The organism is Paenibacillus sp. FSL K6-0276 (assembly GCF_037977235.1).
Lineage (GTDB): Bacteria > Bacillota > Bacilli > Paenibacillales > Paenibacillaceae > Paenibacillus_AQ.
Genome location: NZ_CP150276.1, coordinates 1,691,866 through 1,716,955 on the forward strand (window position 1 = coordinate 1,691,866; position 25,090 = coordinate 1,716,955).

Sequence of the window (25,090 nt, forward strand, 5' to 3'; positions counted from 1 at the left end):
AGTGATCGGAATAAGCAATCTGTGCTTGTATTAATGCCGAATAATCGCTCACAGACACAGGATTCCTTGTATTGGGGAAAGATTGTGGACGGCATTGCGTTCGCACTGGATGATGAAGGGCTTGGAATGGTTATTGTATCAGAGAACCGTGCGGATAATTTCGTTAATATTCTGAATCCAAGTGGGATCCTTGGTTTAATAGGGGTGGGCCAAATTTCCACTTCCTTGCTGCTTGAGGTACATCGCATTGGTTTGCCGATGGTGTTGATTGACCATGAAGACCCGCTAATCCCAAGCGATACTGTATTCGCGAACAATGTGGATTCCATGGCTCGGCTCACTAATCATTTAATGGGTACAGGCCATACTCAAATACATTTCATTGGCAATATCGGATTTTCACGTAGTTTCCGGGACCGGTGGATTGGCTTCCGGAGTGCGCTGGAGGAGAGTGGGATAAGATTGCCTTTGGAAGATGATGCGAATCTCTTTTTGGAAGGGGTGGAGGAAGAGTTATTCCAAGAGGATTTTATAAACTGGATTAATAAGCGGAAAAAAGCTAAGATTCTTCCGACCGCTTTGGTCTGCGCTAATGACAGAACAGCTCTCACGGTCAGTGACATCCTGAAGGAAGAAGGGCTTAATATTCCAGGGGATATCTCGGTTACGGGTTTTGATAATATCGAGGATGCTACAAGAGGAGTTCCGCTGCTTACTACTGTTCATGTCCCTAAAGAAGCGATGGGCCGGGCGGCAGTGGAGAAGTTGCTCAGCCGTATCCATCACCCCTCTGCACCACTGGAGAAGATTCTCATCGCTGCTGACATAGTGCATCGTGATTCTGTGGATGGGCCGCGAGACTAGGAGAAATGATTTTATGACAGAATCAGTTACAATGCCAAACATTGAAGGTGAACACATAATTCTGCGTGGTATAAAGGAATCCGATCTGGAGGCATATTACAATTTTTTACTTGATGCTGAGATGGGGCGTCTAACGGGATCGCAAGGAGAATTCTCTCGAGAGCAAACTGCGGTATGGATTCGTAAAATAAGTGTTCCAGCCGAGGATCGTGTGGATTTTATGATTACGGTGAAGGAAACGGATGAACTCATTGGAGAAGTGGTGCTGAACGAAATAGATACGGACAACCGCAGTGCAAATATTCGTATTGGCATTCGTGGATATGAGCATCGGGGAAAAGGTTACGGTACTGAAGCTATGACACAAATGCTCCGATATGGCTTTGAAGCCTTGAAGCTGCATCGTATCCATCTCGGGGTGTATACCTTTAATCCAAGAGCCATTCATGTCTATGAGAAGATTGGATTTCAGCGTGAAGGCGTGGAACGGGATGCTTTATATGTAGACGGTGAGTTTCATGACATGATTCTGATGTCTATGCTTGAGGATGAGTTTCGAGCTTTGTATGAAGTAAACAGAGATCGAAAGTGGACAAATTGAGATCAAAGTAAACAAACTACGCAGATCTATTAACGAAATAAAAGGCGTCCACAGTAGAAATCTTAACTGGGGCGCCTTTTTCAATGTATGAGAGAAGGTTTGAAATGCGTCTTCTCTTACAGTGCTAAGTTACGGTCAATTAGTACGATACGTTGCTGCACACAAGCATAAGAACGAAGTGGATCTTCTGGAGTGTTCAGCACGTAATCTAACATTTGGTCAATGGTAGTGGTGGCTACATGGATACGAGTATCTGAGGAAGCGTAGTACACATAGATTTCATCGTTATCACGTGCAATCACACCATTACAGAATACGACGTCGGAAACATCGCCAACATGTTCTTCCCCGTCTGGTGCGATAAAATGGTTCGCTCGATCTGATTGTACAAAGTGCAATAGAACACCGATTGACTCTTATATGGAGAGATTCTATTGCACAAAGTGCAGCTAAAGGGCGACGAGCGTGCGAGAAAACGAAAACGGAAATGTAGGATAGGTTTGGAACATGTGGAATGACGATGAAAAATGTAAAATGGCATCATCTCATCAATGATATACGTACACTATTCGCTCATTCACGAGAAGTCTGTATGTAGGCTGAAGCAGATAGTTGTAGAAAGTGCACTTAAACTAACCTGATTTGTGGTGTAAGTGAAGATAGTTGCATATTGTGCAACTATCACAGACGAATTGCCTCCGAAACGCCACTGTGAGCGGTTTTAATTGCACAGAGTGCAAATAAATGAATAACACAACATATTAAGCTGTAATGGTTGCAGAAAGTGCACTAAACATGCATAGAACCTTACATGAAATCGAAAGATATTAAAAAGTAATAATTTTACAGTTCTACTTTTCGAATTAAGAAAAAAAACTAAAGGGCTCTTAAGCGTAGGAGTAATTACCAGAAAAAGTAATTTGGTATGGAGTTAGCTCACGATGATTTTTACGGTTTCTCGCTTGTCACCCGTTCGTGGGGGAGCCTCCGCAGGCTTCGGTATTTTTTGTCTTCCTTTCGAACGCCGTGTCGGCTCAATATCCAGAGTCTGGACGAAAGAATCCCAGTCTCTCGCGAAGTAATATCGCATCTTTCGCAGAAAGTTCCACGGGCTAAGCAATGTCTGTGTTTCCCGTTGAATTAGCTGGCACAGCAAGGCCGTAATCATCCCGATGTAGCATTGGACCCAAATCGCGTTCGGATGATGATTGTGAAATGTAACGGTCGCCAGGTGCTGTTTAATCCACTTAAAAAATAGCTCAATTTGCCAGCGACAGCGATAGATTTCTCCGATATCCTGTGCGGTTAGTTCTTGGCGATTGGTAATGACTTCGTACACCTTACCTTCGTCATCTGAAAACTGTACAAGACGAACCTGAAAGAGTTGTCCTGAGACTTTGTCCAAAATCTCCACGTCAGCATCTCGGGTAATCAGGCCTTCCTTAGGGATCTCTCGTTCCCGAAGCACTGTATATTTCGTCTTGGTTTTCAAACGGGCAACAAAGAGTATGGCCTGCTCTACCCACCGTCTAAAATTACCGTAATTGACATAGCCACGGTCAAAGATGTACGTCGTATCCTGCTTCGTGACCAAACGGTTAACGGCTTGTTGATCCGACACACCGACAGTAGAAAGCACAATTTCATCCGGGAAATGGCAGCCTGACTCTAAGGAGAGCAACCGAGTATGAATCTTTACCCCTTTGGTTTTATCTTGATAAAAGGCCCAGTCCCCTAATACCTTAGGTAGAGAAAACGTGGTGGAATCCACTGGAGCTAATTTTCCAAAGTGCTTGATGCCTTTGGCTCCACGTTGGTGTGCTTTCAATTCTTGAGTCAACTGAGCAAACAGCCACTCTAAATAGGCTAGAGGAATGGCATTCAGTTTGCGATTTAAGGTGGACTCATGGATGGATGAAAGGCCCGTGAATGCTTGAAGATCTAAGTTCGTTTCCAGATTAAGTACGATGTCAGCCAACGATTCCCGTTGCTGGAGTTGGGCCTCGACCAAAAGGGCGATCGCTGAGCCGACAGAAAGCCTTTTGGTATAATGGTCGGTCAGCGGACACCGAAACGAACAAAGTTTTAAGCGAATTAAACACTTGCGTAAAACAGAATTTTGCGTTAAATTACCCATGGATGCTCCTTTTTGTAGAGGGATGTGGGTAACACGCCTACACTTTCTACAATAGGAGTTTTTTTATGGATTGAGAAGTGAAAACAAATCAATATACTCCATATTTAGTAATTTATTAAAACTTTTTTTCTCATGTCAGCTTTTGCGCATGTCTAGTGCAGAAAGTGCAACTATCCTGCTCTTGAAAGTAGTAGAAACTAACGGGAAATCCGGGACATCGGGTTTTCCGTTTCTATCTTACTTTGCTAAAAACGAGTTTCTCGCAGTTATGTTCTAGCTCAGTCAACTCTACCAGTGCTTTATGAAGTAAAAATACCTTAAGGAAGATCATATTTTGGGAAGCGACATGACATTGTCACAATTAAAAAATATAACGGAAGTTATTCGAGGCATTGATGGTCCTAATCCGGATAACCTTTACTATCGAATGTATTCCTCGATACCTCGCAGACTGTCAGAATACTGATGTCTATGGAAGAAGTTGATCCAGCGCGTGTAGGAGCTTTTGGTTTGTCTCAAGGGGGAGCACTTACTGTAGCTTGTGCAGCATTAGAACCATGTGTGAGATGGCCGTTCCTGTGTATCTGTTTCTTTGAACCCCCTGGAGCGAAATCAGGCCAAAGTGTTGTGGGTTACCGGGTTATCCGATACGATTTATTCACCTTCAAGACAGTTTGCCGCATACAACAAAGTACTAGCGCCCAAAGAGCTTATGGTTTATTATGAGTACGGTCATGAGTATTTGCCGTATCTTGCTGATCGGGCGTTACAGATGTTCATGACCTTGTAAACGATAAGCCAGTAGGTATAACAGACGACAACGGTGGTGAATGATTAGATGAAGGTACAAGTGAAGAAAGAAAAAAGGTCATTCCAGCTGCATCCATCCAAATCCATTGGGGTGCGGCTTTTTCTCATCTTCTTTGTTTCGACAATGGTGCTCGTACTCGCTCTCGGCTACACCTCCTATTCCGTAGCTGAGCATACGATCGAGACTAATGCGCTGTCAGCCAATCAGCAGACAGTCATCCAAACCGCTGAGAAGTTTGATTTGGAATTGCTACGTTATGAGGATGGTCTAGGAAGAATCTTTTACGACAATGAAATTCAAAATGCACTCAAACAAGGGAATAATCCCACTACAAGTAATGAGGAACGTAAGGTACTGTCTAACCAGATTAGTGTGGAGCTAAATGATTGGCTAACGGCTTCAAACGGTGTGGAGGCTGTATACCTCATCCCGATGAATGAAGGATTTACAATTTCTTCAGCGGGTACAAAAGACAACGCTTTTATTGAGAGTTTCAGAGAATCCTCATGGTTTAAGCAGCTAGAGGAGAAGCCGCAGAGTGTATGGATTCCTCGTACTTCACAGGGCCAGGAAGGAAATACGTCAGGTGTTTTCCATTTGGCGAAATCGATTGCCGGTGATTCTAAAAGCTCGGGATACATAGTCATTAGCGACATCAGAATTAGCGAATTAGAAAATCAGCTTCGTAAAGTGGATCTTGGAACAAGCTCCTACATGCAATTGCTGACGACTAAGGATGAGTTGATTGCCTCCTCCCAGCAAGTGGGGACGGATACATATCTGAATCTGGGAGGAACGCTTCTGGGCGGTCTGCAGAATACAGCTGGGTCATTGCCAACAAAGGATGAGCAGGGGAAATCCATATTAGCTGTATACGGAACACTAGAAACCTCTGGATGGAGATTACTTGGTGTTGTACCCGCTGAGAACTTGACGAAAGATGCGCTGCGTATTCTCAAGACTACCTATCTTATTGTAGCTGTAGCAGCTGTTATCGCTATTCTGATTGGGTACTGGATGGTCAGAATGGTATCTCGGCCGTTGATCAGACTTAAGAATCTGATGTCTGAGGGAGCCGAAGGGAATCTAGGAGTGCGTACGAATATCACCTCACGTGATGAAATCGGTCAGTTATCCAGCTCCTTTAACAGGATGATGGAACGAATAACAGAGCTCGTTATTCATACTAATGAAACCGCTCGGAAGGTACTGGAAACCGCCGATGAGCTTAGCGGTGTTTCGCGTAAGACAGCTGATGCAGCCATGGATATTGCTGCAGCCACGGAAGAAATTGCGGGTGGTGCAGGTAGTCTGGCCTTGGAAGCTGATCGTGGCAATGAGTTAACGGGGCAAATCTCGGAGCAGATGGATTTGGTTAATTCAGCTACTCATGAGATGGATCACACCGCACATAGCATCGGCGAACTCAGTGAGGAAGGCTTCAACAGATTGAAAGAACTACTTAATGAGACGAATAGGACTGGCCTGAAGACGAACCAGCTTGTGATGAAAGTTAACGAGCTGACAGAAACGGCATCTTCCGTTATGAAGGTTCTTAATGTCCTGCAAAATATTACTCAGCAGACGAATATCTTGTCTCTGAATGCAACCATTGAAGCAGCTAGGGCAGGCGAAGCCGGGCGAGGATTCATGGTGGTGGCTGATGAAATTCGCCAGCTCGCTGATCAATCGAAAGAGTCTATTGCTGTTGTGGCAGAAATAACAGATACCGTTATGAGAGATATGAACGAGACCGTTGTGGTCCTTTCGGAAGTTGCACCGCTCTTTAATCAGCAAATGACCTCAGTGCAGAGCACTAGTGATATCTTCGTATCTGTGCAGGATCAGATGCAGCATTTCATCGCCCGTCTGAATTCTGTAACGTTATCGATGGACAGCTTGAGCCAATCACAAAAGGTTCTATCCGATTCGATGAGTAACGTAAGCTCTATAGCTGAGGAATCTTCAGCTGCTTCTCAAGAGGTTGCCTCTCTTAGTGGGGAGCAACAAAGTGTAAGTGATCATCTGGTAGAACTTTCGGCGAAGCTGGAGGATGCCTCCTTGCAGTTAAAGGAGAAATTGTCGAAGTTCAGCGTGTAGGGTAGACATAACAGAATACTAAATTAAAGAACCGCTTATTCCTTTAGGAGAAGCGGTTCTTTGCAAATGTAAGAAAGTATAAGTTTCACGCTATACATTATCCTTATATTTCTCGCATAAACGCTTATCGTCCTAATAAGGTCGCCGAAGGCGTTTCTTCTTGTTTGACAGGCATATAGCCAGGATAAAATAATCCAGATGCACCTGAAGATGTCCTATCAAACGGAAAGGTAACAAGAGCAGAATTTGTGGCAGTGCTCAACCGATTATTCGGTTTTTCACAGCAAACGAGCACTAGCTTTAACGATGTACCAAGCGGAAAATGGTATGAATCTGATGTGCTGATCGCACGTCAAGCGGGTTATTTTGAAGGATTCGCAGGCCTTTAAGAAGGCAAAGGAACTAAAGAAAGAATAGAACAGAGATCTTCCGTAGCACTGCGGAGGATTTTTTTACATTTAAGTGAAATAAATTTTTGGATGTGATGTTGTGAAGGCAAATTTATGGCAATTCTAAAGGATGTGGGTGGGACATAATAGGTGTGTAGTCTGATCAGGAGGGAAGACATTGCGTAATAACAAACACCGGCGTGTAGTCAGCGGTCTTCTTATTTTATCTGCGGCTGTAGCCGTGTTGATCCTTAGGCTGGCGTGGGTTCAACTGTTTATGAAGGAACAGACGGTTCCTGGAACGAAATATACATTGGCTAAAATGGCTGAAATTCAGAGTGAACGGGAGACTGTGCTCGACAGCGGACGGGGTCGGCTGTATGACCGCAAGAGTGAGCCGCTTGCTGGGGAAACCATTTGGACTGCGGCGTTTTTTCCACAAGAGGAGAAGGCTAAGAAACCTGTGACGAAGGCTGTTTACGAAGAAGCGAAACCCATGCACAGACTGGCAGAGATTCTGGGTGTCAGCTATGAACAACTTTTGAATAAACGCTCTTCGCTTAAAGAACCTTTGCTTTGGCCATCTTCAGTGGGAAAAGGACCACTCGCGTTGTCCCAGGCACAGGCAGAAGAAGTGAGTGCGCTTGGTATCGACGGAGTAGGCGTGCTTCCTTTTGCTCGCAGATATGATGGGAATTCTTCGGGTCGTCAATGGCTAGGATATTTATCGGAAGCTGTCATGCATGCCGGAGATAAAGCTTCACCCACAGGCCTTAGAATTCCGATGACGGGTACGGACGGTTTAGAAAAGACGCTAGAGCCATTGCTTCAAGGTGTAGGTCATACTGAGGCTTATGCTCAAGTGGATGCGCATGGGAATCGCCTTCCAGGCAGCCCCATTCAAGTTAGGGCACCAGGCAATCCCTATTTTCCTCTGTCTTTATATACAACGATTGATAAGAAACTCCAGGAAGGAATCGAGGAGCTAGCACTCAAATCCGGAATGAAAGAAGGAGCCGTGGTGGTATTAGACATCGGAACGGGAGATATTGAAGCCATGGTATCTTTACCCTTCTACAACCCAGAGAAGATATCTCCTCAAGGGGGGGAGTGGAATAATCGCGCTTTACAGGCTGCCGTTCCTGGATCGATCTTCAAAATCGTTACAGCAGCCGCGGCGTTAGAAGCTGGAGTAACATCCGCTGACGAGCTCTTTTATTGTTCAGGGCAATATGAGAAATATGGACTTTCTTGTCTGAAAGGAAAAGGACACGGGCCCCTTACGCTGGCGCAAGGGTTCGCCGTGTCCTGTAATACTGTATTTGCTGCTTTGGCTGAGCGGTTGAGTGGAGTTCAGCTTCAATCGACTGCACTCGCGCTAGGACTCGGAAGAGATATTAGCTGGCAAGCAGAGAAGACGCTTGGGTTTCCACTCCTAAAACCACTATCTGGAGAACAAAAGGGAACCATATTTACTACATTGCTTCCGGATGACAAGGGAGCCAGGGTACAGACCGCGATTGGACAGCGAGATGTACAAGTTACGCCTCTACAGGCAGCTAACCTTATCGTAACGCTACTTCATGGAGGTGAAGTAAGGGCGCCGAGAATTCTGCAGCGAGTAGCATTCGCGAACGGGCAGAAGCTGGAGGATCTGCCGGGACATCTATCCCCTTCTTTGGCAGGAAGGATCTCTGAGTCTACAGCCCGCCAGTTACTGCCCATGATGCGCAAAGTAGTGACGGAAGGAACAGGAGCCCGTCTACAGAGCACGCACTGGGCGGTTGCAGGTAAATCAGGTACGGCACAGACCCAAGTTAAGGGCGTGGCACGCAACAATCAATGGTTTATCGGCTATGGCCCAGTGGATCACCCAAGATATGCTGTATCAGTCGCTGTAGAGAATGTTGCTCCGGACAGTCCGCATCTTGCCATCAAGCTGTTTGGTCAGGTATTTGATTTGCTATCGGTTTCTTCAGAAGCTTGAGTTTCCGGAGGAGGAACAGTAGCGTTGCCCTTAGATGAAGGGCCGTTTGCAGCAAAGGGCGAAACGATAAACTCCTCTTGAGGCAGATAGATCCAGCTCTGAAGATATCCTTGTTGAATTAGTTCTTTAATCAGAATAAGCAGAATCGGCGACAGGATCAGACCGGCCATACCGAAAGCAGATGTGGACAGAATGACGAAGGACAGCATTAGAAAAGCAGACGATACTCCAATCGAATTCCCGGTAATCTTCGGCTCAAGCAGTTGTCTTACAATAAGTACAATCGCGAGGAGTACGATTAGACCGATTGCTAAAGAGGTATTCCCAACAATGAACAGATAGATGATCCAAGGGACTAAAATCGTCGTTACACCAAGGAGCGGCAAGACGTCAAATACAGCACAGACAAGCGCCATAGTGAGTACGTTGCCGGTTCTAAGAATGAATAAGCCGGTCAGTACGATGACAAAGGTAATGCTGATCAGAATAAGCTGAGCTTTCAAATAAGAACCGATGGCTTTAAACACATTTCCCTGCAAAAAGGCATAGGCCGTTTTAAATGTTTTTGGCATTTTGTCATGGGCAATTTTGCGCCAATCTTTAATCTCCATACTAAGAAAAAATGCCAAAATAATGGCGATCCCAAAATTGGCCATGAAGGAGGAGAAGGATCCGAGAACACCGACCATATACTTTAGAAAAGTAACAAGCCATACGGTAAGGACATTGGTGGCATCTTTAAAGTACCCATTAACTTTGTCGGTAATATCGGGCGGCAAATTATCGATTTTTTGCTGAAGATAGGTTGTGGTCTCCACGAAATGTTGCTGCATCACATATGTATACTTAGGGAGAGTATCTTGAAAGTGAAGAGCTTGGATGGTGACCAATAGCCCAGCGCCAAATAACGTACCTAGAAGAAGAATTAGGAACAGAAGCACTGAGATCGCCGAAGCAAATGGTTTGGCAAGCCCTCGTCGGTTCAAGAAACGGGCCAGTGGTTCAATAAGCATAAATACAAAAAAGGATAGGAATACAGGTGCGGCTAACTGATACAATTTACTGAAGGCAAACATGACCAGATAGACCGTGAGGACAATTAATCCGATGTCGAAGAACGTGCGCCAATATTTTTTGTATAACGGCAGCATAGATATAAACAACTCCCTTTTTTTATAAGTTGATAAGCCAGATTGAATACATTGTACATGATTTTACTTAATAATCGTCTATTTCTTTGATACATGTGTTAAAATAGGGGGTAACGTATTTTTTTATTTCACTTCACTTGGCCGTATCACAGGTTCTGCTTGCAGACGTAAGGCGAGCCAAAGTCAACTCTGGAAAAGCGAGGAATTCATATGCAGACTTTGCTGCTCTGGTTATTTTATATCTCATCATTTTATGCTTTTATTCCTGGTATGATCAGTCGCATTTTTGGTTACCGTGTCTTTCGTAAAGGAACTAGGCGAGGGCGAAATGAATTCGCACTGACCTTTGATGATGGACCTGATCCTCGATTTACACCATTACTCCTGGATTTATTAAAGAAGTATGATGCAAAAGCAACCTTTTTTGTAGTAGGATCTAATGCTGAACGTTATCCAGAGCTTATTCAGCGGATACATGATGAGGGGCATCTTATTGGAATTCATAATTATGTTCACAAGACGAACTGGCTTATGCGGCCCGCAACCGTCCGTCGGCAGATTCAGCGTACGAATGATATTATCTACAATATTATAGGCGAGCGCAGTACGCATTACCGTCCACCTTGGGGTATTGTCAATTTGTTTGATATTTCAAAACGTCGCCAAGTTGAAATTGTTCTTTGGTCTGTAATGTTTGGGGATTGGCGCGAGAAACTAGGTGCGCAGCGGCTCACCGAGAAGATGCTGGCTCGATTAAATCCCGGTGAAGTGATGCTGCTGCATGATAGCGGCACAACGCTGGGCGCAGATCCGGATGCACCCGAGAATATGCTGGTGGCCCTTGAACTGACGCTGCAGGAGGCGCATAAAAGGGGACTGCGTACCATTCGAGTTGACGACATGATCAAGATGGCGGAGAAGTCATCTATACGGCATGTATCATATGGTAAACGAGTGCTTGTAGGACTCTGGCTAGCGTGGGAGCAGGTATTTCAAGCTCTATTCCGGATCAAGTCGATTACTCCAAACGACCCGTTCTTGCATTATCGAATGCGAAAATATCAGGGTGAGCCTGTTGAACTCGATGGCGGAGGCCTCCTGAGTAAAGGTGATAATGTCGTTGAGCTTCATGTTGATAACAGACAGTTATTCGAATTAGGTATTCATTCTCGTTCTTCTGCTCAACTTGCGATTCGAATGATTCGCAGAATGGAGAAAGATTTACCGATGCTCGCTGAAATCATTGCCAAAGATGTGGATCTCTCGCAGGCAAAAGCGCTTTATGGGGTTAGCATGATTAACCGGGGACCGGAGAAATTTGGCTTTACTGTACATGATCTTCCGGAAGGCTTATTCGCACGCTCCTCCAAGTTTTACTTAAAGATCCTGTTAAGTGTGATTCATCCAGCTGGTGGTGCTAGGCTCAAGGAGCGGAGTGAGGCCCTTGTGCCGAAGTTAATCCTAATGCCTGTCTCAGATCTACTTAAGAAAATGAATCAGCAGCTGCCTCATGATGAAAGGTCAGCAAGGAAACGTAAATCGCAGCAAGAGGAAGCGTTGTCACTTAATGATTCGCTTATAGAAGTAGAATTACCTGGAGTCACAGTAACCAATTGATTCACGATATTATTTAGTCTTATATAATGAACGGTAATGTAGATGTCCCACAAGCCAGAGATGGATTGTAAGGCATCTTTTTTGTTTCCAATAAAAAAGAGCAGTCCGACCAAAGATTATCTAAGGTGGACTGCTCTTGTATGCTAGGAATAATTAGAACTCGGGTTTGCTAATTAAATCTTCAGTACTGCACCGTTACTTGCGTTGGTAACCATTTTGGAGTAACGAGCCAGGTAACCAGTCTTAACTTTAGGTTCAAAACCTTTCCAGCCAGTACGGCGAACCGCCAATACTTCTTCGTCAACCAGTAGTTCAATCTTACGGTTGTTGAGATCGAGTTCAATGATATCGCCATCTTCAACAAAAGCGATTGGGCCGCCTTCAGCCGCCTCTGGAGAAATGTGGCCGATGCTGATTCCGCGGGAAGCACCCGAGAAACGTCCGTCTGTAATCAGACCGACCTTCGCACCAAGACCCATACCAACGATTTGTGAAGTAGGAGCTAACATTTCCGGCATTCCGGGTCCACCCTTTGGACCTTCATAACGGATAACGACTACATGGCCTTCTTTAACCTTGCCATTAGCGATACCTTCGAGTGCAGATTCTTGGGAATCAAAGCAGATCGCAGGACCTTTGTGATATCCACCTACAGAAGCATCTACTGCACCTACTTTAATGATGGAACCTTCAGGAGCCAGGTTGCCGTAAAGTACGGCGAGACCGCCTCTTTCGGAGTAAGGGTTATCGATCGTATGAATTACGGAAGTATCTTGGATTTCATGTCCGATTACGTTCTCGGCTAATGTTTTGCCGGTAACCGTCATACATTCTCCGTACAGAGCACCCGGTTTCTTAAGCAGTTCATTCAATACGGCACTAACGCCGCCCGCGCGGTCCACATCTTCAATGAAAATATCGGATGCCGGAGCCAGTTTCGCCAAGTAAGGAACACGGTTAGCAACTTCGTTAATGCGTTCAAGCGGATAATCGATACCAGCTTCTTGAGCCAGTGCAAGGGTGTGTAGCACCGTATTGGTGGATCCGCCCATTGCCATATCCAGTGCAAAAGCGTTATCGAGTGATTCTTTAGTTACGATATCTCTTGGTTTAAGATCTAACTTAATCAATTCCATCAGTTGAGTAGCGGATCTGCGTACAAATTCTCTGCGCTCATCAGCTACAGCTAGGATGGTACCATTACCCGGCAATGCCAGTCCAAGTGCTTCTGCCAAGCAGTTCATGGAATTGGCCGTGAACATTCCCGAACAAGATCCGCAGGTAGGACAACCGAATTGTTCTAATTCAAGCAATTCAGCATCGTTGATTTTGCCAACTTGGTGAGCACCTACGCCCTCAAATACCGAGGTAAGGGAGAGCTTTTTACCTTTACTATCTACGCCGGCTTTCATTGGACCGCCGCTTACGAACATGGTTGGGATGTTGACACGCAGTGCGCCCATCATCATACCCGGTGTGATTTTATCGCAGTTAGGGATGCAGACCATGCCATCGAACCAGTGCGCGGAAACTACAGTTTCCAAAGCGTCAGCGATGATCTCACGGCTTGGCAGTGAATAACGCATGCCGATATGTCCCATTGCGATGCCGTCATCTACGCCGATCGTATTGAATTCAAAAGGTACGCCGCCAGCTTCGCGAATCGCTTCCTTAACGATCTTACCGAACTCTTGCAGATGCACATGACCTGGAACAATATCAATATAGGAATTGCAGACCGCAATAAACGGCTTTCCGAAATCTTCTTCTTTTACTCCGGCTGCACGCAGGAGACTACGGTGTGGAGCACGGTCAAAGCCTTTTTTAATCATGTCTGAACGCATTTTCTTGGTTGCCATAATGACATTTCCCCCCTAAATAAATTGCAATCAAATATAGTGTCGCATTAACGCAATGAACTCCAAAGATCTGCGTATATACGGTTTATAGAAAGAACGGGGACCAGCTTCCTAAAGAAGAAGTTCGAAGCCGTTTCTATAAAAAATGCAGCTGTTTTGGTATAAACGGTTCCCGCCTATAATGAACGGAGAAGTCATTGTTATTAGTGAGTCTATCACAAAGAATTCGTTTTTTCTACCGAACAGTGTGAAGTTTCTCATGAGGAGGCCAACCTTAATAGAGTATAAAAAAACCTATCCGCTGGGGGATAGGCTACTTTAAAATATTAGAAAGTATAAGTTTCACACAATACTTTAAGTCTTATATTTCTCGCTTAAACGCTTATCGTCCTTATAAGGACGCCGAAGCCGTTTATACTTATAATGAGCGTCGTAAGGCGGCACGCTGTAGGGTGATCATCCAACCAACTGAGGGTTCAACAATAGGATGCATCAGCCGTTTTACACTTGGTTGGGCTAAGAGAATGGTTAGTAAGATTGCAGAGAGCACTAATAAGGTGGCGCCTACGGAATGGTTAATATGGGAGTACAGGCCTGAAACGGCGGCAAAGCGAACGATAAATCCGTGAAGTAGAAAAACATACAAGGTACGGGTACCCCAGTCAGTTATCCGACTGAAAGAGTAAGGAACCCACCCCATAAATGCTATTGCAGCAGATATTTGCAGAGCGTAGATAGCTAGACGATATATTCCTGCGTACCATTCCTGAACTCCAAGCTGCATGTAAGTCATACTTCCGTAAAGCCAGCCTACCGACAACCGAGATCCCCAAGTCGCAAACAGAATAAATAGAAGTATGGAGACTAAGGAAGCGGTGAATTTAATCCGTTTTTAAAAAAGCGAAAAAAAGATTGGAACGAGAAATGATAACCTAAAACGAAGAATGGCAGGTATACAAAAGTGCGGCTAATGCTGAACCATACTCCATCAAGCTGTAGGTATCCAACGGCAATTCCAGAGGCGACAGCAAAAATGAATTGTGCAGTAGGCGTCCATTTACGCATCCCGATTATAAGCAAACGCCAGAAAGCATGGCTTGCTAGGAACCATAAGAGCAGATAGGGGGCGAAGAAGGAATGATGGATACCCTGTACCTGATAAATGGTGGCGTCCAGCACAGAGTAGAGGCTTTGAAAGATAATGTATTGCAATCCGATTTGCATGAGTATGCGGCGGCCTTGCGTACCTGTGAGGTGCTTATTGGCAAAATAGCCGGTAACAAGCACGAAGAGGGGCATATGAAAGCTGAAGATCCACATATATAAACTATACAAGCTGCTCATAGATCCTATAAGTGGTTCTATAGCGTTTCCAACGAACACAGTGACTATCAGCATAAAACGTAAATTTAGAAAAAAAGTCTTCCCAGGCGTGTCTAGCGAGTTTTCCCCTACCATGACTTCCCCCCAAAGATGCTTGATGCTTCAATTTTAAAATACAAGATTTTCTTTAATTGAATTGTGAATTAGCTCACTAACGAAAGCGCTTTCATAAGTGCCAATTGTGGCGATGTGTTGAAGGTTGTTAGAATAGAGGGTTTCTACTATAATTTTCTTATATGCAGTAACATCCGGGAGTGGAGCATGTTGAAGAAAAGAATAACTAAACGTCGTATCGGTTTAATTGTACTAATCATTCTTGTTGTAGCCGGTTTGCTGCTGTGGAGGTATCTAACTCCATATGCACCAGCTGAAGAAGCGGAAACTGCACTGATTTCAAGTGGTGGAGTTACAGTCGAACAGAATGACAACTGGATCTCGTTCGAACCTTCCATTACTAAAGGTGCCTCGATCATATTTTACCCTGGAGCTCTGGTGAAACCAGAAGCTTACTCCCCACTTGCGAAGGGCATCGCTGCTGCGGGGCATCCTTTCTACATCGCCAAAATGCCGCTTAATTTAGCAGTAACAAAAGGCGATGCCGCAGAAGAGATTATTCGTGTGCATCCGAAGCAATCTTTTGTTCTAGGTGGACATTCACTTGGGGGCGTCATGGCGTCACGTTATGCAGTTGAGCATGCGGACCAGCTTGAAGGTGTATTTTTCTTGGCCTCTTATCCGGATGAAAAAGGTAGTTTACGTGAGACCACTTTGTCAGTATTGTCGGTAGTGGGTACTGAGGATCAAGTGATTGACAGAGACAGCTACAGCAAAGGTCGCTCCTATCTGCCAGATAATACGGTGTATAGTTCAATCGTCGGTGGAAATCATGCTCAGTTTGGAAGCTATGGACCACAAAAAGGAGACGGGGAAGCAACCATTTCTGAGGAAGAGCAGCAAAATGACACAGTACGCGCTATGCTGGATTGGCTAGGGAATCTCAGATAGTCTTCTGTCTTTCCAACAATAAGGAGAGAAAATTATGCCATTACTACATATTAACGATGAGTGCATTCCCTGTTCAGGAATATTGTTCGACAAGGATGGCACGTTATTGGATCTATTAGCCACATGGGGGTATTGGGCCGAGCTTGTACTGCGTGGGATGGAAGATCAGCTTGCGATTATGGGAACCGATTTTATTGTAGATCGAAGTAAAGTGCTTGGTACACAGCATGATGCTACGGGTAAGTTGATTGGTTATGATCCTGCAGGGCCGCTCACCATGGCTACAGAGGAAGAAAATTATGGTGTGCTCGCATGGCAGCTGTACACTGCGGGCGTTCCTTGGAATGAAGCGTTGACCCGTGTGAGGAGTATAGCTAAGGACGCGATGTATGAATTGCGCAGATGCCGCACGGCCCAGCCGCTAGAAGGGCTTTATCCCTTTCTGGAACAATGCGCTGCTGCATCGCTCAAGCTAGGCGTGGTTACTTCAGATGGTGCAAAGACCACTCAGGAGCATCTGGATTGGCTTGGAATTACACAATATTTTGATTCGGTAGTTACAAGAGACAGAGTATTAAACGGAAAACCCGCACCTGAAATGGCTAAATTAGCCTGCAGGGAGCTGGGACTTTCGCCTGAAGTGACGATTATTATCGGTGACAGTAATGCAGATATGCAATTAGGTAAAGGTGCAGGCTTACGCCTCGCCGTTGGAATCACCAACATGGGCGATGGGAAGCACCTGATTGACGCAGATGTGATTATTTCTAGCTTTAATGAGCTACGGATCACTTACTGATCAGCATACTAATGAAAAGGATGTGCTACATCACATGGATCAATTGCAGACACTTGCTTCTTGGATTAAAGACTGTGACAATATCGTTTTCTTCGGAGGGGCGGGTACATCTACAGAGAGCGGGATTCCGGATTTCCGCTCGGCAGCAGGATTATACCAGACTCAGCACAATTCACCTTATCCACCTGAAGTGATGCTGAGCCGTACTTTTTTTATGTCCTCACCGGACATTTTTTTTGATTTTTACCGCAGTAAAATGATTCATCCTGATGCTCGTCCTAATGGCGCGCATCAGCTGCTTGCGGAATTGGAACGGCAGGGCAAGCTTAAGGCTGTTATTACGCAAAATATTGATGGCCTGCACCAGCTGGCGGGCAGCCGAAATGTACTTGAACTGCATGGTTCGATTCATCGCAACCATTGTATGGACTGCTCACGTTATTACGGATTGGAACAGCTGCTAGATACCACAGAGAGCGTTCCTCGTTGTCCCGAATGTGGGGGCATTATCAAGCCGGATGTTGTTCTATATGAAGAAGAATTAGACCATTCGGTACTGATGAGTTCTGTCGAAGCGATAGCAGCAGCAGATATGCTTATCATTGGTGGAACTTCTCTTACGGTCCAGCCTGCGGCTAGTCTGGTCACTTATTTCCGGGGCAGACGTACGGTGCTGCTTAATGGCGACCCGACACCCTTTGATGATCGAGCTGATCTTCTGATTAAAGATCGTATTGGGAAAGTACTCGGCAGTGTTATGGATCTGCTTGGCTAAAGGGATGTTCTTATGGCTTGTCGGTTGCCAGATCATTATTGCGCGCAGTTCTTTAAAGTAAGGGCGGTTAGGATCTTGAAAGGCCTAGGTACGCCGCTCCTAATTCATCAGCTTAAATAAGAGCCGGACTACACCAGATGTACAACGCAAGCTATCTATAACCGAGGAAGCCTTGGACAAGAAAAAATGTTTTGAGCTACCTCGGTTATCTGTAGCAACCGTGAAAGGATGAGATGCATCAATGGAGTTGCATCAAGATGAAAACAAGGTGAAAGAGTGGGCCGAAGCCAACCCGCAATCTTTAGGGTTAAATAGGTCGAAGATTGAGGCTAAGTATATTTGGAACCCTGGAGGGTTTGTAAACCAGTCTTATCGCATAACGGATGGTCAAACCATTCGTCATTTAAAACTCTCGCAAGAACGAAAAGCAACACGACTTAAACAGTGGGTTATGATCAATGAACATTTGACTCATAATTACAAGGCACCACGGTTGATTGGAGAGGTTACACAAGAAATAACATCTGGTTATTCCTATGGTTTAGTGTTTGATTTTATTGAAGGTAAACCATTAGGTTCCATCTCCGATCCACTGCCAATAATTGAAAAGGTTCTGAAGTCCCTTCATCGATTACATGCGGATAAAGAGATTAGGATGGCAGTTGCAAGTGAGGATAAGGACTACAACTATGCCGACGCATTTACTGACGAATATATCACTCGATTTGAAGAAGATTTGCAAATCATTAGAGCTGAGAGGCATTTGCTGGACTTCGTAACGACGGACACTTTAGATTGGTTCGATACAGAAGTGGAAGCATTGCGAATAATGGTTAGTCAGCACCCTTCTTTTCAGAGGAAGGCGACCGACATCGTACACAATGATATTAATTGGCAGAATATCTTAGTTGATAATAATAATGATTTTTGGATTATCGATTGGGATGACTTAACGGTATTTGGAGACGCTGCAATGGACTATTCCGTACTTCTTTGGCCGCTCTATAAATCAAAGGATTGGGCTTATTGTAAAGATCTAGTTATTGATTTAGCAGGCCGTGCAATATTGGAACGGATTGAGTTTTATTTTAGAGCTAAGCTCCTTGATGATGTGATTGATGTTCTCGCTGACTATATTGATGCGGAGCATGTGCCAGAACTGAAAGAAATGGCTCAGAAAAGGGCGAAAGAGATACATCTTCGTGCTTACCCCGAATATCTGAGGCTTTATGCAAGATAACCTCAGCTAACTGAAAGGTTAGCTTAACAAAGGGATTCACATATTAGACTTGTCTAATATGTGAATCCCTTTTGTGCAGCCATCTCCTAATGGTCTGGTTTCTTTACATGTCTAGTCGTTGTGAGGCGGTAAGCGGTGGGTGACTGAGCACAAAAACGTTTGAATTGGCGCGAGAAATACAAGGCGTCAGTTAATCCTACAGATGCAGCAACCTGTTCCACAGACAGCTCAGGTCGTTCACGCAGCAGCTGTCTGGACTTCTCTATGCGCAGCTTCAATAAGTATGTTACCGGAGATAAACCGGTCTCTTGCTTAAATACACGGGATAGATAGGCCCGGTTATAGCCAAGCGTATCGCACATTTGTTCAATGGAGACCGGGTGGGCGTATTGGGAGGCCATGTAGTGGATCATTTGCTTCACAGTACGCTTAACCTGTGATTCAGCTCCGGGAAGACGGGAGAAGGAAGAGAGCAAATCAGCAGCTTCGCCTACAATGAGGTAAAGATACCCTAGAGAGGTGAGGTGGGCACTCTCTTTGTTTGCTTTGAAGGCTTGCATGATACTGGATAGGGCACCTGGGATGATGCTGTCACCCGTTGTAGTAACTACAGGTTTTTGTGGTGTGAAGCCCGTCTGCAGCACAAGAGCATCAGCCTCACTCCCAGTAAAAGCTGCCCAGCGATAGCACCAGGGCTGATCCTTATCTGAGATATAACTGACCAACTGTCCTGGATGAATAAGGAAAAAATCTCCTTTGCCCAGTGCATATTTATGATGTTCAGTACGAAAAACACCTGAGCCGGACTCTATAAAGTGAAGTAAATAATAATCGTAGATCTTAGGGCCAGCTTGATGCATAGGAATCGTCTGACTCTGACCAGCAAACAGTACATGGAGATTTTGTTTATCGTAATAGACGGGATTAGATCCTACGGAATAAGTATGCTCCATTTGAGACAGCCTTTCTTGTGTTATTGTCATTTAATGGCTTATAGTTTAGAGTGTAACAATTATTTGTGTAATTATTATATTATGGGAAGTCACATTTATCCATACATTACACACATGATTGCATTATCAGAGGATAACTGATTCTATTATAATGAATACATAAAGAACGCTTTACTAATTCCCACTGGCTGAAGCAGCGAAAGGATGGAGTGGTATTAATGAGCATACAGGAACTTAATAAGAAATTCATCGAAAAGTATGGGGTAAGCGAGCAAGAAGCTCAAGTATTTTATGCACCAGGACGTGTCAATCTCATTGGAGAGCACTTGGATTATAACGGAGGATACGTACTGCCCGCAGCTTTGGAATTTGGTACAACTTTGATCGTGCGTCCACGTAGTGACAGCAAAGTGAATTTTGCATCTACTAATTTTCCTTACGAAGCAACTATCGATTATAGTGACATTGGCAAGGCCAAAACTGGGGAATGGATCGACTATCCGGTTGGAGTAATGGTTGAATTGGATAAGAAAAACACCCCAGTAAGTAAAGGTTACGATCTACTGTTCCATGGTGATATTCCGAATGGTGCAGGCTTGTCCTCATCGGCTTCTCTTGAAGTCGTAACTGCCTATGCTTTCCTAACTCTTGAAGGCGGCGACACGGACACCGTTGAGATTGCACTCTTGTCTCAGCGTGCTGAGAACCAGTATGTAGGTGTGAACTCCGGAATTATGGATCAGTTCGCAGTTGCCAATGGTAAACGCGATCATGCGATCCTGCTGATGTGCGATACGCTTGAATATAATTTGGTACCTTTCATCACTGGTGCTTACAAATTGGTAATCGGCAACACCAACAAACGAAGAGGGCTTGTGGATTCCAAGTACAATGAGCGTCGTCAGCAGTGTGATGAGGCATTGTCTATTTTGCAAAAAGAAGTTCCTTCACTAGCTTATCTGGCACAGCTCAATCGTGAACAATTCGAAGCACATCTAGATAAAATTACAGACGAAATTGTTAGGCGCCGCGCTCGCCATGTTGTGGAAGAGAATCAACGCGTGCTAGATTCCGTTGAGGTGTTAAAGAACAATGATCTGAAGCAGTTCGGTCAGTTCATGAATGACTCACATGCTTCCTTGCGCGATTTGTATGAAGTTAGCTGTGAAGAGCTAGATATTATGGTTGAAGAAGCACAGCGTATTCCCGGTACACTTGGTTCCCGTATGACTGGCGCAGGTTTCGGTGGTTGTACTGTATCCTTGGTACATGAAGATGATGTAGAACGTTTCATTCGTGAAGTAGGCGAGGCATATACCACAAGATCTGGTTTGGTTGGTGAGTTCTACGTTTGCGGCATCGGTAATGGTGTCCAAGAATTGAAGGGAGTGTAATCAGATGGCAATTTTAGTAACGGGTGGAGCAGGGTATATTGGATCTCATACTGTAGCAGAACTGTTGGACCGCGGCGAAGAAGTGGTAGTCATCGACAATCTGCTAACAGGACATCGTGAGGCGCTACTGGGTGGCAAGCTGTACGAAGGCGATCTGCGCGATAAGGAATTACTCGGTAAGCTGTTTGCTGAGAATGAGATTGAGGCAGTCATTCATTTCGCGGCGAGCTCTTTGGTTGGTGAGAGCATGAAGGACCCCGTAAAGTATTATGACAACAACGTATATGGCACACAATGCCTTTTGGAAGCTATGCAAAAAGCTGGCGTGAACAAAATAGTATTCTCGTCCACAGCTGCAACCTACGGCGAACCGGAAAAGGTACCGATTGAAGAAACAGACCGTACCGAGCCAGCAAACGTATACGGCGAAACGAAGCTTACCATGGAACGTATGATGGCTTGGTTTGACAAAGTACTGGGCATCAAATACGTAGCACTACGTTACTTTAATGCTGCGGGTGCACATGCTAGCGGCAAAATCGGTGAAGACCACCGTCCGGAAAGTCATTTGGTTCCGCTGGTATTGCAAACCGCTTTGAAGCAACGGGAGAGCATCGCCGTGTTCGGAGACGACTACCCTACAGAAGACGGTACTTGCGTGCGCGACTACATTCATGTTAGCGATCTGGCTGATGCTCATGTTCGTGCAGTAACCTATCTTCGTAGCGGAAGCAACAGTAATATTTTCAACTTAGGGAATGGACTTGGCTTCTCGGTGAAACAGGTTATTGAAACAGCGAAGAAGGTTACAGGACTAGAAATCCCTGTAGTTATTCAAGAACGTCGTGCTGGAGATCCGGCAGTATTGGTAGCTTCCTCCGACAAAGCGCGCTCTATCCTTGGATGGAACCCTCAGCATGCTGACTTGGAGAATATCATTCAAAGCGCCTGGAACTGGCATTCTGCCAATCCGCAAGGATACGGAGAATAAGGGCTTTAGCTCGACTTGAGCTTGAGATCCTACTTAAGGAGAATTAAAAATGCACAACGAGAATAAGGTTACGCCTGCTGGCCAGAAAGCATTACATGCGATTGAGCAACTTGTTCTGTTCGCACTGCGGGAGCAGCTCATTGCACCATCCGATGAAGATTATAGCCGTAATGTGCTGCTAGATCAGTTCGGATTTAGTGAGCCGTTCGTTGGAGAGGTCGATCAAAGTCCATTGGAAGGTCCACAGGTTCCGCTGGATGCACTGATTGATTATGGTTTTGAGATCGGATTGATTCCAGAGAATAGCGACACTTACCGTGACTTGCTGGATGCCAAGATTATGGGACTCCTAATGGCCCGTCCGTCAGAGGTGAATGCGGAGTTCAATCGTCTAGCTGCTGAAAAAGGCATCTCCGCAGCTACAGATCGCTTTTATAAATTAAGCATAGATTCCAACTATATTCGGATGGACCGGATTTCGAAGAATGTCTACTGGCTGCAAGATTCGCCTTACGGTGACATTGAGATGACGATCAATTTGTCCAAGCCTGAGAAAAGTCCGAAGGAAATTGCTATGGCCCGGTTGCTCCCGCCGCCGGTCTATCCAAAATGTCTACTTTGCCGTGAGAATGTTGGGTATGCTGGACGGGTTAATCATCCGCCGCGTCAGAACCTGCGTGTCATTCCACTTCAGCTGAATAATGAGAAATGGTTGTTCCAATACTCACCTTATGTTTACTACAATGAGCACTGTATTGTGTTCCATCATGATCATGTGCCAATGAAGCTTACCAAGGATACCTTGAAGCGGCTGCTTAGCTTCGTGGGATCTTTCCCGCACTATTTTATTGGCTCGAATGCGGACTTGCCGATTGTTGGCGGCTCGATTCTGACGCATGACCACTTTCAAGGTGGACGTCACACCTTCCCAATTCAGAAAGCGCCTAAGGAAGATACCTTCACGCATGCATCTTATCCGGGTGTTAGTATCAACATCGTAAAATGGCCTATGTCCGTATTGCGATTGAATGGTGAAGATCCTGCGGTACTGCTGGAGTGTGGCAATGCACTTTATGAAGCATGGAAGGCTTATAGTGATCCTGAGGCTGAAGTATTAGCGTTCAGTGAAGTTGATGGTGAAGTGCAGCCTCATAATACCGTTACTCCAATCGTTCGTCGGGCGGAAGATGGCAGCTTTGAGATGGATCTTGTGCTGCGTAATAACCGGACTAGTGAGCAGTATCCTGAAGGGATTTTTCATCCCCATCGTGAGATGCACCATATCAAGAAAGAAAATATCGGCTTGATTGAGGTCATGGGACTCGCAATCCTGCCAGGTCGTCTGAAGGAAGAGCTTGATTCTATTGCGAGCATCCTTGCAGGAGATCACGCACTATTAGAAGCGGTAAAGAACGATCCTAGACATTCACTTGCGCAGCATGCTGCTTGGGTTCAGGAGCTAGTAGAGCGTTTCGGAACCTCATTACAGCATGAAGAAGCCGTCAAGATTGTGCAGAACGAAGTCGGCATCAAGTTTACACATATTCTTGAACACGCCGGCGTCTACAAGCGGACACCGGAGGGGCAAGCTGCTTTCCGTCGCTTTGTGAAAAGCTTCGGCACGTTGTAAGTTTGGATGAGGGATGTCCTTAAGCCTATGGGCTTATAGACATCCCCTTTTTTGATGGTATCGAAGCTACACCATTTGAATGCGACTAACCAGAGGTTTATAATACGAGTGTGCACAACATTCTGATATAACTAATGGAGGTTTACACATATGCGTAAATTTGAATTTTATAATCCTACCAAGCTGATTTTTGGACAGGGTACGCTGGAAGCTTTGAAGACAGAGGTTCCTAAGTATGGTAAGAATGTACTGTTGATGTACGGTAGCGGTAGTATCAAGCGTAGCGGTCTGTACGATAAGGTAATCGCTGAGCTGAGCTCAATAGATGCTGTGGTAACTGAACTCTCTGGCGTAGAGCCGAATCCACGCCTTTCTACCGTACATAAGGGTGTGGAGCTGTGTCACGAGCATAATATCGACCTCATCCTAGCTGTAGGTGGTGGTAGCGTGTTGGACTGCGCTAAAGCGGTCGCTGTTGGAGCGAAGTATGAAGGTGACATGTGGGACTTTGTAGAGCGTAAGGCAGCCCCTCAAGGTGCTCTCCCACTCGGTACAGTGCTGACGATGGCAGCTACTGGATCAGAAATGAATAGCGGTTCTGTAATCACAAACGAAGTGACTAAGGAAAAAATGGGCTGGGGCAGCATTCATGCATTCCCGGCATTCTCAATTCTTGACCCAGAAAACACTTTTACTCTGCCACGTGATCAGACGGTCTACGGAATGGTGGATATCATGTCTCATGTTCTGGAGCACTATTTCCATACGGATGGCAACACAACGGTACAAGATGGCTTCTGCGAAACCTTGCTACGGACTGTAATCGAAACCGCACCGAAGCTTATTGAAAATTTGAATAATTACGAGCTGCGTGAGACCATCATGTACTGCGGTACAATGGCACTTAACGGTATGGTTAGCATGGGATTTGCTGGAGATTGGGCGACTCACAACATCGAGCACGCGGTATCGGCCGTATACGACATTCCACATGGTGGAGGACTGGCAATTCTGTTCCCACAATGGATGAAGTATAATCTCGACACTGATCCCGCTCGTTTCCGTAAGCTTGCTGTAAATGTGTTTGATATTGATCCATCAGGCAAGACGGATAAAGAAATAGGGCTGGAGGGTATCGAAGCCTTGCGTAGCTTCTGGGATTCCATTGGTGCTCCGAAGACACTCGGTGATTATGATATTGATGACAGCGAGATCGGCAGTATGGCTGATAAGGCCGTTCGTTTCGGACCGTTTGGTAATTTCCGCAAGCTTGAGCGTGAGGATGTAGTTGAGATTTATAAAATGGCTCTGTAAGTGTTCAAATGTATTCAACCTTGAGCTTAGGTAACGGAAGATGATTTGAGCCGTCCCATAAGGGGCGGCTTTTTGTGTGATATAAAATTA

Annotated in this window: 20 protein-coding genes and 2 pseudogenes; 15 read left to right on the forward strand and 7 right to left on the reverse strand. The window is 45.2% G+C overall.

Translation table 11 applies throughout. The features are described from left to right. Positions 1-33 precede the first annotated feature (33 nt). Positions 34-864 carry a substrate-binding domain-containing protein gene (locus MHH52_RS07755; RefSeq protein ID WP_340007717.1) on the forward strand — a complete coding sequence of 277 codons (831 nt, stop codon included), beginning with the start codon at positions 34-36 and terminating at the stop codon, positions 862-864. 13 nt (positions 865-877) lie between these two features. After that, a complete protein-coding gene (locus MHH52_RS07760) occupies positions 878-1,465 on the forward strand; it encodes a GNAT family protein (protein WP_340007719.1) in 588 nt (195 codons plus the stop codon). A gap of 116 nt (positions 1,466-1,581) precedes the next feature. Here the strand turns inward: MHH52_RS07760 and MHH52_RS07765 are convergent. Together MHH52_RS07765 and MHH52_RS07770 are read right to left on the reverse strand one after the other, a co-directional pair. After that, positions 1,582-1,827, reverse strand: a pseudogene (locus tag MHH52_RS07765) (glycosidase); the annotation flags it as partial. Between the two features lie 569 nt (positions 1,828-2,396). Next, positions 2,397-3,602, reverse strand: a complete 1,206-nt coding sequence (locus tag MHH52_RS07770; RefSeq protein ID WP_340004457.1) for an IS4 family transposase — start codon at positions 3,600-3,602, stop codon at positions 2,397-2,399. Between the two features lie 379 nt (positions 3,603-3,981). Between MHH52_RS07770 and MHH52_RS07775 the strand changes: the two are divergent. The 4 genes and pseudogenes from MHH52_RS07775 to MHH52_RS07790 form a co-directional block, all read left to right on the forward strand. After that, positions 3,982-4,392: pseudogene (locus MHH52_RS07775) on the forward strand (acetylxylan esterase); the annotation flags it as partial. Positions 4,393-4,440: 48 nt separating this feature from the next. Beyond that, positions 4,441-6,513, forward strand: coding sequence for a methyl-accepting chemotaxis protein (locus MHH52_RS07780; protein ID WP_340007721.1), 2,073 nt, complete (start codon positions 4,441-4,443; stop codon positions 6,511-6,513). Between the two features lie 248 nt (positions 6,514-6,761). Continuing rightward, on the forward strand, positions 6,762-6,902 hold the full coding sequence (locus MHH52_RS07785) for a hypothetical protein (protein WP_340007723.1): 141 nt from the start codon (positions 6,762-6,764) through the stop codon (positions 6,900-6,902). Positions 6,903-7,080: 178 nt separating this feature from the next. Then, on the forward strand, positions 7,081-8,889 hold the full coding sequence (locus MHH52_RS07790) for a penicillin-binding protein 2 (protein ID WP_340007725.1): 1,809 nt from the start codon (positions 7,081-7,083) through the stop codon (positions 8,887-8,889). Here the strand turns inward: MHH52_RS07790 and MHH52_RS07795 are convergent. After that, positions 8,850-10,040, reverse strand: coding sequence for an AI-2E family transporter (locus MHH52_RS07795; RefSeq protein ID WP_340007727.1), 1,191 nt, complete (start codon positions 10,038-10,040; stop codon positions 8,850-8,852). The genes MHH52_RS07790 and MHH52_RS07795 overlap by 40 nt on opposite strands. A gap of 210 nt (positions 10,041-10,250) precedes the next feature. Here MHH52_RS07795 and MHH52_RS07800 point away from each other — a divergent pair, with 210 nt between their 5' ends. Then, complete coding sequence (locus MHH52_RS07800) at positions 10,251-11,657, forward strand: polysaccharide deacetylase family protein (RefSeq protein WP_340007729.1); 1,407 nt, start codon at positions 10,251-10,253, stop codon at positions 11,655-11,657. A gap of 173 nt (positions 11,658-11,830) precedes the next feature. Here the strand turns inward: MHH52_RS07800 and ilvD are convergent, their stop codons facing one another. From ilvD to MHH52_RS07815, 3 genes are all read right to left on the reverse strand, one after another. Next, positions 11,831-13,516, reverse strand: coding sequence for a dihydroxy-acid dehydratase (gene ilvD, locus MHH52_RS07805; RefSeq protein WP_340007731.1), 1,686 nt, complete (start codon positions 13,514-13,516; stop codon positions 11,831-11,833). A gap of 418 nt (positions 13,517-13,934) precedes the next feature. Next, a complete protein-coding gene (locus tag MHH52_RS07810) occupies positions 13,935-14,336 on the reverse strand; it encodes a hypothetical protein (protein WP_340007733.1) in 402 nt (133 codons plus the stop codon). Positions 14,337-14,380: 44 nt separating this feature from the next. Continuing rightward, the gene (locus MHH52_RS07815) at positions 14,381-14,914 is read right to left on the reverse strand and encodes a hypothetical protein (protein ID WP_340007735.1); all 534 of its coding nucleotides are present in this window, start codon (positions 14,912-14,914) and stop codon (positions 14,381-14,383) included. Between the two features lie 246 nt (positions 14,915-15,160). Here MHH52_RS07815 and MHH52_RS07820 point away from each other — a divergent pair, with 246 nt between their 5' ends. The 4 genes from MHH52_RS07820 (at position 15,161) to MHH52_RS07835 (ending at position 18,718) form a co-directional block, all read left to right on the forward strand. After that, positions 15,161-15,904: an alpha/beta hydrolase gene (locus MHH52_RS07820; RefSeq protein ID WP_340007737.1), complete on the forward strand. Its 744-nt coding sequence runs from the start codon at positions 15,161-15,163 to the stop codon at positions 15,902-15,904. A 34-nt stretch (positions 15,905-15,938) separates the two neighbouring features. Beyond that, positions 15,939-16,703 (forward strand): HAD-IA family hydrolase, encoded by a 765-nt coding sequence (locus tag MHH52_RS07825; RefSeq protein ID WP_340007739.1) that lies wholly within the window; start codon positions 15,939-15,941, stop codon positions 16,701-16,703. 34 nt (positions 16,704-16,737) lie between these two features. Further along, positions 16,738-17,478, forward strand: coding sequence for an NAD-dependent protein deacylase (locus MHH52_RS07830; protein WP_340009537.1), 741 nt, complete (start codon positions 16,738-16,740; stop codon positions 17,476-17,478). Positions 17,479-17,719: 241 nt separating this feature from the next. Further along, the gene (locus MHH52_RS07835) at positions 17,720-18,718 is read left to right on the forward strand and encodes an aminoglycoside phosphotransferase family protein (RefSeq protein ID WP_340007741.1); all 999 of its coding nucleotides are present in this window, start codon (positions 17,720-17,722) and stop codon (positions 18,716-18,718) included. A gap of 86 nt (positions 18,719-18,804) precedes the next feature. Here the strand turns inward: MHH52_RS07835 and MHH52_RS07840 are convergent, their stop codons facing one another. Then, complete coding sequence (locus MHH52_RS07840) at positions 18,805-19,671, reverse strand: AraC family transcriptional regulator (protein ID WP_340007743.1); 867 nt, start codon at positions 19,669-19,671, stop codon at positions 18,805-18,807. A gap of 218 nt (positions 19,672-19,889) precedes the next feature. Here MHH52_RS07840 and MHH52_RS07845 point away from each other — a divergent pair, with 218 nt between their 5' ends. The 4 genes from MHH52_RS07845 (at position 19,890) to MHH52_RS07860 (ending at position 25,000) form a co-directional block, all read left to right on the forward strand. Further along, a complete protein-coding gene (locus MHH52_RS07845) occupies positions 19,890-21,065 on the forward strand; it encodes a galactokinase (protein WP_340007745.1) in 1,176 nt (391 codons plus the stop codon). A 4-nt stretch (positions 21,066-21,069) separates the two neighbouring features. Beyond that, positions 21,070-22,056 (forward strand): UDP-glucose 4-epimerase GalE, encoded by a 987-nt coding sequence (gene galE, locus MHH52_RS07850; protein WP_313640846.1) that lies wholly within the window; start codon positions 21,070-21,072, stop codon positions 22,054-22,056. A 49-nt stretch (positions 22,057-22,105) separates the two neighbouring features. Then, complete coding sequence (locus MHH52_RS07855) at positions 22,106-23,686, forward strand: UDP-glucose--hexose-1-phosphate uridylyltransferase (RefSeq protein WP_313640845.1); 1,581 nt, start codon at positions 22,106-22,108, stop codon at positions 23,684-23,686. Positions 23,687-23,836: 150 nt separating this feature from the next. Then, on the forward strand, positions 23,837-25,000 hold the full coding sequence (locus MHH52_RS07860; protein ID WP_340007747.1) for an iron-containing alcohol dehydrogenase: 1,164 nt from the start codon (positions 23,837-23,839) through the stop codon (positions 24,998-25,000). The last annotated feature ends 90 nt before the right edge of the window (positions 25,001-25,090 follow it).